The following is a 17,355-nucleotide window of genomic DNA, read 5'->3' on the forward strand; positions in this document are numbered from 1 at the left end:
AATGCGACACCAGCTAATCGGGGCAGCGGTGTTGCATCGGAGCGGTTTGCATTCATGACGTTCTCGGCTGACTACTGATGCAACCCGTGTCGTACGCGCCTCGGCATTGCACCTGGTCTCCGGCGAATACGTGGCTTTACAGGCTACTCAGGAATTCATAGGGGTCCGTAACAGCAGGTGCTCATTGCACATCCGCTGTAACATCCAACGCCAGTCCGACTCAGGGGATGTCCTCATCCCTCTTATCATCCCGGCACCGTCGTTCAAAGGCAGTTCCTGTCAGCTAGTGTTAGTGTGCTCTGCTTGGAAGAGTTCGCAGGAGTTGCGCGCTTCGGAGATTTTTCTTCACGCTGATTCCTCGCATTCCGGGTGAGTCATTTTCCGCTGGCAGATCCGGGAACACCCTACAGGATCACTCGTCCGGATCGAAGGGCCGTGCTCGAAGCCGCCATGCATGATCGACACCCCGACTCCCTTTATCAGGCATCCTGTTTAATTGGCGCTCGGTCCGCAACGCCGCCGGAAGACTGAAGAATCGGCCAGCGCATCTGTCCTCCTATGGGGCATGCGTACATCCCGCACACCCGAGCGACGAATAATCTTGCATATCGTTGACAGCGTGCAATTCTGGCGACATGAATGGCCCTTGCTGCAAAATTTAAGTGCCCAAACAATTCCTTGTCAAGCACCACGCTTTCGGCCCGTTCGAATCGAGAAAAAAGCGTGATGTTTAAATATGGACACCCTGATCGTTTTGCTTTCGTATGTGGCATTGTAAAGACATCGACGGATCGCACGACATGATGCTATTCACCGGTGGTCACTCATGTCATGCTCGCGTCACTGTCCCCTCTCATAGTTCGCACAGGCATGATGGCCGATCCATGCACGCGCCGTCAATTGCCCTGATATCCATAAATTGGATAGCGATTTATTCCGTGAACTTCGTGACTCGCGGCGCCGAAAAAACAGGCACGGCTATCGGCTTTACTATTCGACGAATGCAATTCGGCAAATACTGCATGTTTAAAGGAATTGCGTATCGCCGACAGCGAGCCGGCTCGCGTGCCAAATCCGTTTTCTTTCCCTCTGCATTCGCCGTGCATTGTCCGGCGCAGCGCTTCTTGCGCAAGCAATTGGGCGGGCGTACAGTACTCCGCTTACCCGGAGTACCCGTCGACACGGTGGCTCCGGTGCATCGGGCTGCGCCTGTGAGTCGCGTCGGCACAAGACAGCTGTTGGCCGTTGCAGCGTCGCAGTCGGTCGACATGGCAGTCGTCATTGCGGCCGTTCACGCAGGGAGCAGACAGCGGGCCTTTCGGTCATTCAGCGATGACAACGATCCACGGCATGACGACTGACTGCACGCCACAGCACACGACTCAACCCCACTCCCCGCTCGCCGCGGCATGGCCGGACAACGCGCGCACTACCCACGCACGATGACACGCGCGCGCTCATCATGGATATCGCATTGCCTGATGCTCGCGCTACTGGCGGTCAGTCTGCTCTCCGGGTGTGCGATGGTGACGGTCAGTTCGCTCGGCCCCGAGCAATACATCGCGATGCGGCGCGGCGACATTCTGTCGACCGGCCGGCTCAGCGCCGCGACGCGCGACACGCTTCACGGCGCGGCACTCGACGAAAACACCTGCCAGCGCGAACCGCTCGACTGCATCAATACGATTTCGACTGTGGGCGGCATCAACGTCGACCGTCGGCTGTCGAGCCTCGCGGAGCTGTCGTTGCAGATGGCAATGACTCATACGCCGGCCAATGCGACCGAATGGAGCGACGCCCAGTTCGATCTATGGCTCCGGGCCGCACGGTTTTCCTATGCGTTTCTGTTCCTCGGTCAGCGTACCGCCGGCGAGCGCGCGTTCGAGGATCGGCAGACCCAGGTCCGCGACTACTATAACTACGCCGTGCAGGAGCTGGCGCGCGCGCTGTTCCTGCGCGGCGCGCTCGATACCGATGCCGGTAACGGCGAGCCGGGCACGCAGTTCATTGCGGGCTGGAGCATTCATCTCGACCTCAGTCGGGTCCGGCTGCCCGAGGGCGTGCACGGCCTGAGCGAAGTGATTCCGGCATCGCGGCTGTCGTTTGCGGGGATCCGCAGCATCTACCGGCGCGATGGTTTGGGCGCGGAACTCGTCGCGGTGATGAACGTTCCACCGCCCGATGGAAGCACCGACAGCACCGATAGCGATGACAACGCCAGTAACGATAACAGTCGCGACAGAAGCGCCGATGCTCGCGCAAGCACTACGACCCAAAGCAGCATGTCGCCACGCGGCGGAACACGCTCGAAGCGACGCGTCGTAGCGACGCCATTCTTCAGTGAAATGCCATCGCCGAACGTCACCGCGTTGATCTGGTTCAGCCAGGGCACGCTCGACCAGGTGCTGGCGTCGCACGACGTCGTGCTGTCCGTCTACGATCCGTACCGCGAAGAAAGTGTCGAGCGGCATGGGCAGACCGTGCCGCTATCGGCCAACTTCAGTGCGGGCTATGGAATCTGGCTCGCCCGTTCGGGCTTTGCCGGTCAGTCTTTGCGCACGCTGTTCGGACGCGCGCGCGGCATCGATAGTCCGCGCATCTATATGATGCAGCCGTACGATCCCAATCGACGGATCGTGCTGATGCTGCACGGTCTCGCAAGCAGCCCGGAAGCATGGGTCAACGTCGCCAACGATATTCAGGGCGACGAAATGCTGCGACAGCATTTCCAGGTGTGGCAGGTCTACTACCCGACCAACGCACCGATTCTGGTCAACCTCGCGCGAATCCGGCGCGCCGCGCAGCAGACGCTTGCCCACTTCGATCCCGACGGCACGGCGCCCGCGTCGCACGGCATGGTGCTGATCGGACACAGCATGGGCGGCGTTCTGGCAAGACTGCTCGTGTCGACTTCCGACGACGAACTCTGGACCGCGTTCAAGGCCAACTACGTGCCGGAGGGGGCGGACATCGATCGCCACGAGGAGCGGCTCAATCGGTTGCTAACGTTCACACCGATGCCGCAGGTCGAGCGCGCGATTTTTATTGCCGCGCCGCATCGCGGCACGCCGTTCGCGAGCAACCGGTTATCGCGCTGGGCGGCCAATCTCATACGCCTGCCACTCGCCCTTCTGAACGAAATCGAGGACGTGCTGCAGACGGCAACCAACATCGATTCGCAAGGCAAGACCCTTCATGTGCCGAACAGCATCGAACAGTTGCGCGAAACCGATCCGCTGATTCGCGCGACCTCGCAATTGCCGATCAGTCCGCGCGTGTGCTTCCACTCGATCATCGCGAGGCGCAACGCGAACGGCCCGCTCGAAGATTCCAACGATGGCGTGGTGCCTTATCGCAGCGCGCATCTCGCAGGCGCGCAGTCGGAAATGGTGATCGTCGCCGGGCATAGCGTGCAGGAGACGCCGCAAGCGATCCTCGAGATCAGGCGGATCCTGCACGAGGACATTGAGCAGATCGATCAGCGCGGGGAAGTGTGTAGTGGCAAAAGCGACGAGCACTCGCCGTCTCTACCCTGAAAATCGTTGCTACAAATTACGTAGCAAATGCTACGCCTCGTCGGCAGGCCCATCATTATTCGCGCGGGATTCGCGGGCTAATACGAGTGGTTCGCGTTTCCGGACAGATGCTCCCTTTTTCCGTGAAACATGGGTTCGAAAAATCCGGAAAGGGTTTAAAAAACAGTGGGTTGCTTCGCGGCGCCGAGACTCTCGAATGTTTCACGGTGAAAAAGCTCGTCGATTCGACTGGAGAATGTTTTCCTTGAGCGCGCAACGGTCGAATCGTCGTTACTTTGCTCGAATTAAGGCAGGAGCGGCAAATATTTGTTATGGCCCCAAATAATAAATTGGCCTCGTGCTGCCGTTCTTTTCGACCGCTCCCTTCGAATAGGCCGCGCTCACAATCGCATGCAACGCACGATATGAAGCTCGGCGTATCGGCGAAATCGCTCGCACGCCCCTGTTGATCTTATGTCGTGGGGCCTCTGTTTCGAAGAGGAAGACGCTGTCGGCCGCTCGTGATGCACATGGTATTGAGGTTGAGAGAAGGAAAGCATCGAGCAGCGCACGTGCGGAGCTAGCGGAGGAATCGACTAGGGACGTTATCGCTGCTGGGGCAAGCGCAAGGAAGCTGGCGAATCTGCCGATTGGGAATAGACGAAGCGGCGACAGAATCGGATGGGAGAGTTGGTCGTTCCGGGGGAAGAAGTCTTCGGGCCAGTGAACTCGACAGCAAGCCCCGGTTCAATGGATTGCCGTGAGGATCGAGACCGAGTTCCATAGCCGCGGAATGCCGGCTGTCCCGAAAACAGGTGCCCGGTAGGTAGGTCGTGATCGCGCTATTTGTGAGATTCGCATTCTCGACCAAAGTCGCTCTAATGGGCGGAAGCGCGGGGACGGGCGAACTGGGGAGGACCACTTTCACATCAGCATATCTGTCGTTGGCACGCGATTTGGTTGCTTTTTGCGGGAGCAAAAAAGCTAAGTTCTGGTCGGACTTGATATGTCCAGGTCTCCAATTCTTGGCAGATAGCAACTTCCATTAATGTCCGAAATCGGCCACCGCCTTACCCCAGCCCTTTCCCAGCACCAGATTCGGATAGTTCTCGATAGCCACACGCACTCGAAACAGACCGGCTCTGCAACGGGTTGCCGGGTTAGCCGATCGATATCCACGTTCAGATGGCACTGCTCAATTCGTGTCCGCAAGACTGTCGTTGTCTATCGCCTTCGCTGTGACATTTCTTCCGAACGGGCAGGAGCCGTTTTCGACGAAGTCCGCAGCACAACCTTGTGCGTGGCGGCTATCTATCGTTTCCGAAAAGTTGAGGCTTGGTGTCGTCGCAAGGAAGCTATTTATTTTGCCGGACACTAAAGACTCGTACACGGAGTGGCGTCAAAGGGGAACATGATCTTTCGAGAGGAAATTTCTAGTTAGTTCCAGACTGCGCCCAGTGTCCCTTTCTGGCATTCCCGCGGATTTCCCGCCGATCCTTGGGAACCGCGCCACGGAAGATTCAATCCTCGACTCCGAATCTCCTTTCGAACAGCACGCGTCGGAAGGCGACGATCCAAGAAGTATGAGGAGCACAGATACAGCAACCGGTCTAATTGATGCGTTCAGCGAATGCCATCGTCGAAACCGTCCAAGGCCATTGTTGTCTGTAAAGTCCCCGCCATTCGAGTTGAAGCTTCCGGCGACATCCGACTATGCCGATGCCTTCCGGCGCGTCCGACATCGGGACAGGTCAACATCAAATTGATGTCGGCTTACCACAACCTCTCAACCCGGCTAACGAACACCCGGCGGATTGAAGCATGGCTCTCCAGGGTCACGCGCGAGCGTCGGGCTCGGTTATTTCTCGGATGGCAATCCAGTGCTCAGCGCATCAGTCGATCTTGGGCAAACAACCGATCGACTTTTTCCGACCCCAAGACCATCGCCATGGACTGCTGGCGGCGGGACCGACAGTAGATCTTGAGACCGGAATGAGCCATCGTCCTGGGGTATCCCGCATAGAAAACCCGCATCGCCACCACCTAACCCACCAAATTTTCATTGACTCGCACCTCACCGTGAAGTGTCTAGAGTCTAGACACACCCCACCTACCTACTCGGCCAGGTGTCTAGACTCTAGACACTCAACCGTCCCAACCCCACGGCCCGAAGCACCAATAAAAAAGCCCGCTTCAAAGCAGGCTTTTCTCCAACATCAAATCCAACCGACGATCAACTCGTCTTCGGTTGTGACTGGAACATCTGTCCAATCAGTTGGCGGATCTGGACCTCCTGGGCCTCGGTGATCACCCCGGTCTTAATCTTTATCGTGAAGTTGCTGATGTCCTTTGTGATGCTGCCCGCGTGTTCCCGTCCCGCGAAAAACTTTTCGATGCTGCGTCCGCTAGTGCCTGCCGACGTCGTCTGCCGTGTAGCCAAGGCGGTAATCGCCGACGCGACCTTACCCTGATCCATTTCGCCTCTAACCAGAAGCGGCCAGATTTCACGCGCAGCTTTGATGCCATCCTCACCGTGCTTCTTGATCGCCGCAGCGATCGCCTGCGCCGCCGTTCCGCCCAAAAGACGTGGCTGGATATCCAGATCCTTTTTGATGAAATCCGGCAGATTATCGAACGCGAGAAACTGATACAGCCCTGCGCGAGACAATCCCATCGCTTCAGCGAGGCGCTTGCGATTCGGAAACTCAGTCTCCGATCGGCGGATCGACACGCCGATTTCATAGTCGGTCAAGTCGTCACGGCTAATGTTTTCGACCATCGCCAAAACAGCCATGTCCGAATCGGAGCAGTCTGCCACCACGGCCTTGATCGTGTCGTGTCCCAACATCTTGTGCGCGCGCCAGCGACGCTCGCCGGCCACGATCTGGTAGTCGTCAGCGACACGACGAACCACGATCGGCTGCATCAGCCCGACCTCGCGGATGGACTCAGCGAGTTCCGCGAGCTTGGCCTCGTTGAACACCCGGCGCGGCTGCCAGGGGTTCGGCAAAATCCCCGCGACCGGCAACTGCGACGCGACACCGGTCGACTCGAGCTCCTGCACGCGAAGTTGCGCAACGGCCAGCGCGCCGGCAAGTCCAGGTGCCGTCTGGGTGCGATTGCTGCGCTTCACCTCTTCCTCGTTGATGGACGAGGTTTTACGGATACCGGACGTCTTGGCCAGCAACTGTTCTCGCATATTGCTCATTGCGCGTTCCTCCACTTTTCCGAATAAATCTCGTCGATCCAGCGACAGTAGTCGACGAGAGGCTGCCGCACGCGTTGTAGCGATTTAGCCGCGCTATGGTTGCTGCTGATATCAAACACTGTCGAGAACGCCAACGCACCGGTACTCATCACGGAACTCGCCGGCACTTCGATCGAATGCAGCCAGTTTTCGTAAGCGCTTTGCGCCCACGCGCGCACGATTGGCGCCGACGAATTTCGCCCGTAATCGACCCGCGACAGCACCAGCGAAACGAAGTCGTATTTCTTGTCCTTCTCGAACTTGATAAAGCTCTTCGAGACGTCCGAAAACAATCGCCAGAACGACAGCGAACTGATGAAGTCGAGGTTCTCCGGCACCATCGGCATCACCATCGCATCCGCGGCCATGAGCGCATTCAGATTGAGATACGACAGCGACGGCGACGTGTCCATCAGGATGTAGTCATACTTCTTGCGCAACGGCTCGAGGCCCTGGCGAAGCACGGTCCAGAAGCGGAAGCCCGGTCGGATCTTCTGCATTGCCGGCAGATGGAATTCAGCACCGATCAGTTCCGTATGCGCGGGAATCACATCGATGCCGTCCCAGTACGTCGACTGGATCCGACCTTCCAGACCGCCTTCGATATCCTGATCGTAGACGTAGGGCAGCACCGTATCTTCCGGCGTAACGTCCTTCTCCGCGTACAGACCGCACAATTCGGAAAGCGACGCTTGCGGGTCGAGGTCGACCACCAGCACCTTGCGCCCGCGCAACGACAGTCCCTGCGCGAGGCACATCGTGGTGGTTGTTTTTGCGGAGCCGCCTTTGAGTTGGGCCGTGATGATGATTTTGCCGGCCGGCTCCTTCAGCCGGGTCACCAACGGCGTCTGATAGATGTCAGAAATTTTCTGCACCCAGATGCGCGCTTCTTCCAGCGTGAAGGTGCGGGTTCGCCCAGTACCTGCAGCGGTGCCCGACGGGAGTTCACTGTCGCCCTTGGTTGCAAGATACTGAACCTGCGAATGCGAGATGTTGCACATCTCAGCGATTTCGCCGGTTTTAAAAACGGGAGCCGCTTTTCTAGGACGCGGAGCCAGAATCGTGTCACGAAGCTCATTGGTAAAAATCGTGACTTTTTCTGCGAACTCGCTGATCTGCTCAAAGTGAACGGTTCGATCTACGGCAGGAAGTTGGCTCGTTCTGACCATTCTGAGGTTTTCCAATAAAATTCCAGAAACCTCAGAATACAGGAAATACTTGGAAATAGCTTTTTAAATTACTGTTTTTATGCAGATTTTTGTGCATTCTCGCATTTCTGGGTTAATTGGGTCCGGAAAATAAGCGACGGACGCTCACTCTCGACACGAGAACCCATCCCGGTAAGGCACAAATGACCTCACCTTCATAGCCAGAACGGCTTCATCCCCCTGCAGTTGCTTAAAAAACAGGCGCCCGGTGAGGTCATTTGTGCATTTTTCTGTTTCTATCTCTCCGCAGGCTTTCCGTTGAGCACAATTAACCTCACCTTCAGCGTCCTCTAAGAGCCTTAAAACGAATCTTCGAGAGGAACGAGAGGCTCAAAAGAGCAAATGCACAATCAACCTCACCTACAAATTCCCGCGCGATAGCCTCTCAACGCACCATCGGTCGACACAAAAGCAGGGGAGCACATCCGAATGCACAACGAACCTCACCTAGCTCCGAAAACGGCTGTCCCGTCGATCAACGAATTCGCACAATCAACCTCACCATGCTGCGCTGCGCCATTTCTTCCTTTTCTGTTCAGCCGGTTTGTAGGTTGTTTTTTAAAAACCAGAACGAACCAACAAACCCACGGAGGATTTCGATCTTCAATTGATTCAAATGCTTAGTATCGGAAAGGTGAGGTAGGTTGTGTCATAGGTGAGGTTTGTTGTGCAGGAAGGTGCGGTTCGCTGTGCAGCAAGGTGAGATTGTTTCCCCACCAAGGTGAGATTCGGTGTGCCTTGCAGATACGGCTTGCACACAGGTGAGGTTGGTTGTGTACAGTCGGCCCGACAGCCTCAAATGCCTGATGGCACAAGGCTTTGAAGCGCTATGCGCGAATTCGGAGGTGAGGTTGGTTGTGTATCAGGTGAGGTTCTATGTGCGAAAACACGTTCGCTGACGCAAACCTTGGACGCTCCCCGGCATCGCGGCTTCGAAGGTGAGGTTCTGTGTGTTGACAGCTCACCACCGCCTGCTTACAGTCCCGGGAGCGAAAAAGTGGACGAAGAACATGGCGGCGGACAATCCGGAGGAGGGCAAGTCGAAAGCGACCTCGCGCCAGATGGCGCTTGCGCTGTTCGAAGACATGTTCGACCAGGGGTTGCGCATCAACGAAGCCAATCGCGAGATCGGCTATCAGCGCAATGACTTCTTCACCGAAATCGTCAATATGGGGTTACCGGCGCGGCGCTTTCTCGATGCCGCGTACTTCATCGTCGCGCAGGAGCCCGAGCAGCGCGATCAGTACGACGTCGAGCTCAATTACTTCAAGTGGCTGATGCGTTACGACAGCCGCAATCTGAAGCACCTGCGCACGATCGCCGACGAAGCGCAGAACGCCAAAGTCCGCGTCACCAATACGCCGATGGACCGCGATCCGAACGAGGACGACCTGTGGGTCCAGGTTCAACTGATCGGTATGGTCGGCTTTCATCGCGGCCGGATGCGTTTCGACGTTCATCCGCGGCTCGTGCCGCACATCCGCGATCCGCAGAAATCGCACTGGTTGAGCCTGCGCATTTCCACCGCGTTCACGCGTAGCCTTGCGCGCGCGATCTACGACAAGGTGCTGCCGCACGTGCCTGCCGCGCGCACGGACTGGATTCAGCTCGAGGAAATGCGCAACTGGCCCGGCAAAATGGGCGCGAACGCTGCCATTTTCAAATACTTCAAGCGCGACTGGCTCGAGCCGGCAGTGCGCGAGATCAACGACGTGTCCGACATCGAGCTCTCGTACGAGACGCGGACCGCCTCGACGACGTCGAAGAAAATCGACCGTATCCGTTTCCTGCTCAAACGCAAGGACACGGCCGACGCGGTGCTCGCCAGCCTCGCGGACGCGAGCCATCTGTACAAGATTCTTACCGACGAATTCGGCCTGTCGACCAAGCAGTTCAGCGAAATTTCGGAGTATCGCGACGTCTGGACCGACGAGCGCATCCAGCAGGCCGTCGAATACACGCGCTTCAGGATCAAGCGTGGTCAGGTCAAGAAGAGCCCGGCTGGTTATCTGATGCGTGCGCTGCGCGACAACTGGAAGATGTCGGACGCCGAGCGGACCATGGTCGACGTGCAGGCGCGGCTGATCGCCGAAGAAGTGCAGGAGCAGGCGGTCAAGACCGAAACGCGCAAGACCGTCGCGCACAGCATCGCCACGCGCGACGAAGAAGTGCGCGCGCGCATGAACGAGGATTCACGCAAAGGCCGCGACCATTTCAGCGCGGCCGACGCGAAGACGCGCAAGGAACTGATGCATGCGTGGACGACGTCGCGCGAAGGCAAGCTGATGCTGCGTCGCATGAAGCTCGAACCGTCGACGGTGACCGAAGAGGCGATCTTCGCGAACACCGAGCTGGTCTGGTACCTGGGGCAGTTCGTGTTCGGCCGCATGAACGCGGCGCGCGCCGCAGCATAAGCTTGCGCTGCGACCCGCGCGGGAGTAGCTGCGGAGAACACGCGCAACACGCCTAACACGGCCAACGCGACTAACACGAATTACCCGCGCAAAACAAAGGGCTCCTGCACTGACGTAAAGCTTCGTCAGCACAGGAGCCCTCGCTACCTGAAGCGCTTGCTCAGAACGATCCGACCAGCGACCCCAGCACGATCACCACCACCAGTGCGAGCAGCGCGCCGAGAATCCCCACGATCACGATGTCGCGATAGCTCTCGCGGTGCGTCGAGCCGCACACCGCGAGCAGCGTCACGACCGCGCCGTTATGCGGCAGGCTGTCGAGCGTGCCCGACGAGATCACCGCGACCCGATGCAGCAACGCAGGATCGATGCCGTATTGGCCGGCCAGTTGCAAATAGGTGCTGCCGAGTGCATCGAGTGCGATGGTCAGGCCGCCCGATGCCGAGCCGGTCAGCGCCGCGAGCAGGTTGGTGGCAACCGCCAGCGACACGAGCGGACCGCCGCCGATGCCGAGCACCCATTCGCGCACCAGCGCGAACGCGGGCAGCGCGGCGATCACCGCGCCATAGCCGACCAGACTGCCAACGCTCAGCACCGGCAGCACCGATGCGTTCGCGCCCGCGTCGATGGTGGCGCGCAGCGCCGGCAAGCGACGGCGATTGAGCAGAACCAGCGCGATGATCGCCACGGTCAACGCGACGCACACGCCCCACACGCCACCGACCGCCGCCAGCGACGTCCCGCCCCAGCGCGCGTCGGCCAGGTAGTCGGCGTCGATACGCGGCAGCACGATCACGTTCATCACGAAGTTCACCAGCACCACCAGCACGAGCGGCGTCATCGCGATGCCGAACGACGGCAGGTCTTCGCTGATGTGTCCGCGCGCGACTTCCTCCGGATCGAAGCTCTGCGACACGGTTGCACGCTCGCGCACGAGACCCGAATCGGCGGCCGGCTTCGCGACCTGCGCCGCTGCGTGAAAACCGTCGAAACCCTCGTTGGCGGCTTTGGCGCGCGATTGTTGCAGGGACAACCACCAGAGCCCGAACGCGACCATCACGATACTTGCGATCACGCCGAGCCCCGGCGCTGCGAACGGCGTCGTGCCGAAGAACGGCATCGGGATCGCGTTCTGGATCGCGGGCGTGCCCGGCAATGCGGACATCGTGAACGTCGACGTGCCGAGTGCGATCGCGGCCGGCATCAGACGACGCGGAATGTTGGCGGCCTGGAAGAGGGCGGTCGCCATCGGCGCGATCACGAAGAACGCGACGAACAGACTCACCCCGCCATAGGTGACGAGCGCCCCGCCGATCACGACCGCGAGTATCGCCCGATGCGCGCCGAGTTTCTCCGTCATATAGTCGGCGATGGCCTTGACCGAGCCGCTGTCTTCCATCAGCTTGCCGAACAGCGCGCCGAGCAGGAAGAGCGGAAAGAACTGCGCGAGAAACCGCGCGGCGCTGTTCATGAAGGTCTGGGTCCAGTGCGCGAGCACCGGTTCGCCCGAAATCGCGGCGGCCAGCATGGCGGCGAACGGCGCGAGCAGCAGCACGGTCCAGCCGCGATACGCGAAACCGATCAGCAGCGCGAGACTCGCGAGCATGCCAAAGAGCCCGAGACCGATCGCGAGCGGCGACAGCATGATGACGTCCATGGTCAGACTCCGTCGAGCAACGCGTCGAGATCGAGCGAGGAGCGCACGCCGATCGAATCGCCCTGTTCGGCGAGGAAGGTCTCCGCCGCGCGCCGGCCCTCGTCGCGCAGCATCGTCAGGAAGCTCCACTCGGCGTTCAGCTTCGACGAATAGCCGAGCTCCGTCATCACGTCGCTCGAGATCCGGTGAATGCGCATCTCCGCCCAGTGGCGGCCTTCGTCACTACCAGCGTCCGCGGCGCGGCGCAGCAGCGCGATCATCCGCAACTCTTTCATGAGCGGCGCGTTGAACGCGATCTCGTTCAGGCGGCTGATGATGTCGCGCGCGGTGCGTGGCGTCTCGTCGCGCTCGACCGGGTTGACCTGGATGAGCAGCGTGTCGCTCGACGTGCATTCGCGCACCAGCGGCGTGATCGTCGGATTGCCGGCGTAGCCGCCGTCCCAGTAGTCTTCGCCGTCGATCTGCACCGCCTGGAACAGGGTCGGCAGACAGCCGGAGGCGAGCAGCACGTCCGGCGTCAGGTCGGCATTGCGGAACACCCGCGCCTGACCGGTGCGCACGCGCGTCGCGGTGATGAACAGCTTGATCGGCGCGTCGCGCAGATGAGCGAAGTCGATCGACTCCTGCAGGATCTTCTGCAGCGGATGCACGCCGCGCGGATTCAGGTCGTACGGCGAGAACATGCGCGCCGCGAGATCCATCGCGATGAAGAGCGGCGAATAGTCGAGCGTCCAGCGGCCCATCATCACGTCGAACGGGCTGCGGCGGAACGGGCTGAACAGCGACGCCTCGAACACCCGCCGCCAGAAGGCCTCAAGCGCGGCGCGCGCGCCGGCGGGGCCGTCGACCTGATAGCCGCTCACCAGCACGGCCGCATTCATCGCGCCGGCCGAGGTTCCCGAGATCCCTTCGATCTGCAACCAGGGCTCTTCGAGCAAACGGTCGAGGACGCCCCATGTAAAAGCACCGTGCGAACCGCCGCCTTGCAACGCGAGATCGATGCGGGCGGGTTCGCGGCGCGCGGGTTGGTTTTTCGTTGCAGCCAAGACAACTCCCGTATTGAGGAGTGCTCCATTTCGCGAGCTGACGCCGAGTGTACGGCGGACGAATGAACGGCGGACTTAATGCGTTTGAAAGGCTTATGTTTGAACAGCGCAATGACGGACAATACGTTTCATATCCGAAACGCCGCACTGCACAATGGGTATTGGAAGTGGCCGTCGATTAAAAGTCAAGCGTATTCATTTTGACCGGCCGGCATGACGCGCAATGGGCCCACAGCCGTCATTGCCCACTTGCTGGCACATGGCGTGTGCTTGGCAAGCTGATCTGCCGCAGCGGAATATAGCGGGCTGGCCGGTCACGACGAGGTCAAAAAAGGCGTGTAGGGAAGCCGGCTGGCGTAGGTCCGGTGTACGGTCCGGCTTGGCTCCCGTTGATAAGCACAGCAGGGCCGTCGGATAGTCAGTTGAAATCAAAAAGGAATGAGGCGGCAATCCGGCGGCATACGCTATTCGTCTGCCCTTACGTGCGAATTCAGCCGGCAATTCGCCGCTACGCTATATAGGTTGGCCGTTGCGCATCGGTTAATCGCGGGTTTATTGCAATGTAGTGTATCGGCTCGATGGCCAGATACACTACGACATAATTCGACTGACGAACCAGGCTATAAAGCAGGCATCGCCAGATCACGGAGAGCACGATGAGCGCCGAATTGCTGCACGGGTCCTGTCACTGCGGGGCCATCCGTTTCGAAGTCCGTACCGAACTCACGCCTGCCGGCCGCTGCAATTGCAGCCTGTGCCGTCGCAAGGGCGCGTTGATGACGCCGCTCTTTCCCGCCGGCCAGCTGAAGATTCTGAGCGGCGAAGATTCGCTGACGCTTTACCAGTTCAACACGAAAGTCGCGAAGCACTATTTCTGCAAGCATTGCGGCATCTATCCGTTTCATCAGACGCGTAAGGACCCGCTGCGATGGCGCGTCAATATCGGCTGCCTCGACGGCGTCGACCCGTATGCGCTCGAAGCCAGCGTGGCCGACGGTGCGAGCCTTTCCGTGCTGGAGGATGCATGAGACGCTTCCTGACGATCGCGCTATTCGTCGCCGGTGGTCTGGCGGCCGAACTCGCGCATCCGTTCCAGTGTTCATCGATCCCGGCGGCCGGCGTGCAACTCAAACGTCGCCGCCGATAAATCCCTTGATCCGTTCTTCCGTTAATGGAACCCCCCGACCACGTATTGATTGTCGATGACGATCGCGGCATACGCGAATTGCTCGCCGGTTATCTCGAGAAAAACGGCATGCGCGTATCGCTTGCGGCCAACGGCTGCCAGATGCGCGCCGCGCTCGATAACGGCGCGCCCGACCTGATCGTGCTTGACCTGATGCTGCCCGGCGAAGACGGGCTCGAACTGTGCCGCGAATTGCGCGCCGGCAAATTTCGCACGGTGCCTGTGCTGATGCTGACCGCGCGCAACGAGGAAGCGGACCGGATCGTCGGCCTCGAAATGGGCGCCGACGATTATCTGTCCAAGCCGTTTGCCGCGCGTGAACTGCTCGCGCGGATCCGCTCGGTGCTGCGCCGCGCGCGCATGCTACCGCCTGGCATGCAGGTGACCGAATCGGCGCCGATGCTGTGCTTCGGCGAGTGGCGGCTCGACACCACGGCGCGCCATCTGCTCGACGCGGACGGCACGGAGGTCGCGTTGAGCGGCGCCGAGTATCGTCTGCTGCGGGTGTTTCTCGATCATCCGCAGCGCGTGCTCACGCGCGACCAGCTGCTCAACCTCACGCAAGGCCGCCAGGCCGATCCGTTCGACCGCTCGATCGATCTGATGGTGAGCCGTCTGCGTCAGCGTCTGCGCGACGGCGCGCGCGAGCCGCGCTACATCAAGACGCTGCGCAGCGAAGGCTATGTGTTTTCCGCGGCGGTGACCGCGCTCGGAGATCCGCAATGAGTTCGCTGGCCGTGCCGGAACGGTCGCGCTGGCCGCACTGGCCACGCACGTTGTTCGCGCGGCTCGCGGTGATCCTGTTCGTCGGGCTCGCGCTCGCGCAGACGCTGTCGTTCTGGCTGACCATGACCGAGCGCGACCAGACGATGACCAACGTGATGATGGGCTATATCGAGCGCGAGGTCGCGAGCTCGGTCGCGCTGCTCGATCATCTGCCGCCCGACGAACGCGCGCAGTGGCTGCCGCGGCTCGCGCGGCGCAGCTACGAGTTCGTGCTTGGACCCGGCGTGCCCGGCACGCCGGTCGATGCGAGTCTGTCCGCGCGAGTCGCGCAATCGATCGGCGACGGCATCGGCACGCGCTATCCGTTGACCGTTAACGCGGTGCCTGGCGACCGTGAGCGTCTGCAGGTCCACCTGCGGCTGAGCGACGGCACGCCGCTCACCATCGACCTGCGCCCGATGCCCGGCGCGCCGCTGTCGCGCTGGCTGCCACTCGTGCTGACGCTGCAACTGCTCGTGCTGGCCGCGTGCTGCTGGCTCGCGGTGCGGCTCGCGACGCGCCCGCTGCATCAGCTGGCGCTGGCCGCCGACACACTTGGCCCAGACCTGAAGGCCGAGCGCTTGCCCGAGAGCGGTCCGTCCGAAGTGGCGCGCGCCGCGCGCGCGTTCAACGCGATGCAGGATCGGATCTCGACCTATATGACCGAGCGCATGCAGATTCTCGCGGCGATCTCGCACGATCTGCAGACACCGATCACGCGCATGCGTCTGCGCGTCGATACGATGGACAACGAAGCCGAGGCCGCGAAGCTGCGCCAGGATCTGCGGGAGATGGAGGCGCTCGTCAAGGAGGGCGTCACCTATGCGCGCACGATGCACGGCACGACCGAGGTGCCGCGCCGCATCGATCCCGATGCGCTGTTCGATAGCCTCGTATGCGATTACGTCGATGCGGGGCAGGAGGTATCGCTCGAGGGGCGCTTCGGCCAGTCGCTCACGTTGCGCCCGCAAGCATTGCGGCGCATCGTCGGCAATCTGGTCGATAACGCGCTGAAGTTCGGCGGCGCCGCGCAGATCGATATCGGCGCTCTGCACGACGGTGAAGCGACCGTGTCGGTACTCGATCGTGGGCCGGGAATTCCGGCCGAGTCGCTGGAGACCGTGTTCGAGCCGTTCTATCGACTGGAAGGCTCGCGTAATCGCCAGACGGGCGGCACCGGCCTCGGTCTTGCGATCGCGCGGCAACTTGCGCTCGCAATGGACGCGACGCTGACGCTGCACAACCGCGTTGGCGGCGGACTCGAAGCGCGTCTGACATTGAGAAAATTAGTTTAGATTTGAACAGCTTGTTGCGGCATATCGCTTTGTTTGCGATAGCAATAAAAGTGTTAAATCGAGAGCGCCGCAAATGACGGCGCTTATTCTTTTCCGCTCATGACGCTTCGCGCACCGGGATGACGCTGATCGAGCGTGTATCGGGCTGCCGGAGCGCTTGCCAGGCCACTTCGACGACAAATTGACTTATTCCGGCATTACGATTTCCCGTTAGCCAATACCTGAATGCCGGACACAAGCGCATCGGCGAAGCGCTAATGATCTGGCGATCAATTGACAAATGCCAACGGACAGACCATCCTTTTCACGTGTTGGTTGCTGAGTATGACAGCCGGTCAGGAGGCGATTGGCTGGGAGACACGTTTCGTTCGATCTGATTACACACCCCTGGTGAAAAAGTAACTAAAAAGGAATCCGAATGGCGTCTACTGAGCAAAAAATGTCGAAGATGCAGCTCACCGGGATGGTGGTGGGCGGCATGGTTGGCGCCGGGATCTTTTCGCTGCCGCGGACGTTCGCGAACGCGACGGGCCCGCTGGGCGCGGTCATCGCGTGGCTGATTGCCGGCACCGGCATGTACATGCTGGCGCGGGTGTTCCAGTCGCTGGCCGAACGCAAGCCCGAGCTCGACGCCGGCGTGTTCGCGTACGCGAAGGAGGGCTTCGGCGACTACCCCGGCTTCCTGTCGGCCTTCGGTTACTGGATTGGCAGCTGCATCGGCAACGTGTCGTACTGGGTGCTGATCAAGTCGACGCTCGGCGCGTTCTTCCCGGTGTTCGGCGAAGGCAATACGGCGGTGGCGATCATCGTCGCGTCGTGCGGCATCTGGCTGTTCCACTTCATGATCCTGAAGGGGGTGCAGCAGGCGGCATTCATCAACAGTATCGTGACGGTGGCCAAGGTCATACCGATCCTCGTGTTCATCGTGATCCTGATCTTCGGCTTCAGGATGGACCTGTTCCAGGCGAACCTGTATGGCGGCGGGCTCGAAGGCAACATCTTCGAGCAGGTGCGCGCGACGA

General features: G+C 60.2%; 11 protein-coding genes. 7 read left to right on the forward strand and 4 right to left on the reverse strand.

The genetic code is table 11. The features are described from left to right. Positions 1–1,481: 1,481 nt before the first annotated feature. Positions 1,482–3,536, forward strand: coding sequence for an esterase/lipase family protein (locus HHL14_RS31845; protein WP_230413301.1), 2,055 nt, complete (start codon positions 1,482–1,484; stop codon positions 3,534–3,536). 2,212 nt (positions 3,537–5,748) lie between these two features. Here the strand turns inward: HHL14_RS31845 and HHL14_RS31850 are convergent. Together HHL14_RS31850 and HHL14_RS31855 are read right to left on the reverse strand one after the other, a co-directional pair. Continuing rightward, positions 5,749–6,723: a ParB/RepB/Spo0J family partition protein gene (locus tag HHL14_RS31850; protein WP_169501578.1), complete on the reverse strand. Its 975-nt coding sequence runs from the start codon at positions 6,721–6,723 to the stop codon at positions 5,749–5,751. Continuing rightward, positions 6,720–7,931: a ParA family protein gene (locus tag HHL14_RS31855; RefSeq protein ID WP_169501579.1), complete on the reverse strand. Its 1,212-nt coding sequence runs from the start codon at positions 7,929–7,931 to the stop codon at positions 6,720–6,722. The genes HHL14_RS31850 and HHL14_RS31855 overlap by 4 nt, the downstream gene beginning before the upstream one ends. A 1,049-nt stretch (positions 7,932–8,980) precedes the next feature. Between HHL14_RS31855 and HHL14_RS31860 the strand changes: the two genes are divergently transcribed. Next, positions 8,981–10,384, forward strand: coding sequence for a replication initiation protein (locus HHL14_RS31860; protein ID WP_169501580.1), 1,404 nt, complete (start codon positions 8,981–8,983; stop codon positions 10,382–10,384). Between the two features lie 160 nt (positions 10,385–10,544). Here the strand turns inward: HHL14_RS31860 and HHL14_RS31865 are convergent, their stop codons facing one another. Together HHL14_RS31865 and HHL14_RS31870 are read right to left on the reverse strand one after the other, a co-directional pair. Then, positions 10,545–12,041, reverse strand: a complete 1,497-nt coding sequence (locus HHL14_RS31865; RefSeq protein ID WP_169501581.1) for a GntP family permease — start codon at positions 12,039–12,041, stop codon at positions 10,545–10,547. Positions 12,042–12,043: 2 nt separating this feature from the next. Further along, on the reverse strand, positions 12,044–13,087 hold the full coding sequence (locus HHL14_RS31870) for a patatin-like phospholipase family protein (RefSeq protein WP_206002613.1): 1,044 nt from the start codon (positions 13,085–13,087) through the stop codon (positions 12,044–12,046). A 656-nt stretch (positions 13,088–13,743) separates the two neighbouring features. Here HHL14_RS31870 and HHL14_RS31875 point away from each other — a divergent pair. The 5 genes from HHL14_RS31875 to HHL14_RS31890 form a co-directional block, all read left to right on the forward strand. Continuing rightward, positions 13,744–14,115 carry a GFA family protein gene (locus HHL14_RS31875; RefSeq protein ID WP_169501582.1) on the forward strand — a complete coding sequence of 124 codons (372 nt, stop codon included), beginning with the start codon at positions 13,744–13,746 and terminating at the stop codon, positions 14,113–14,115. Beyond that, positions 14,112–14,234, forward strand: coding sequence for a hypothetical protein (locus HHL14_RS33690; protein WP_268966670.1), 123 nt, complete (start codon positions 14,112–14,114; stop codon positions 14,232–14,234). Before HHL14_RS31875 ends, HHL14_RS33690 begins: the two co-directional genes overlap by 4 nt. 24 nt (positions 14,235–14,258) lie before the next feature. After that, complete coding sequence (locus HHL14_RS31880; RefSeq protein ID WP_169501583.1) at positions 14,259–14,999, forward strand: response regulator; 741 nt, start codon at positions 14,259–14,261, stop codon at positions 14,997–14,999. Next, the gene (locus HHL14_RS31885; RefSeq protein WP_169501584.1) at positions 14,996–16,333 is read left to right on the forward strand and encodes an ATP-binding protein; all 1,338 of its coding nucleotides are present in this window, start codon (positions 14,996–14,998) and stop codon (positions 16,331–16,333) included. The genes HHL14_RS31880 and HHL14_RS31885 overlap by 4 nt, the downstream gene beginning before the upstream one ends. A gap of 418 nt (positions 16,334–16,751) precedes the next feature. Beyond that, the coding region (locus tag HHL14_RS31890) for an amino acid permease (RefSeq protein ID WP_169501585.1) at positions 16,752–17,355 on the forward strand (604 nt) is incomplete at its 3' end.

The organism is Paraburkholderia antibiotica (genome assembly GCF_012927125.1).
GTDB classification, from domain to species: Bacteria; Pseudomonadota; Gammaproteobacteria; order Burkholderiales; family Burkholderiaceae; genus Paraburkholderia; species Paraburkholderia antibiotica.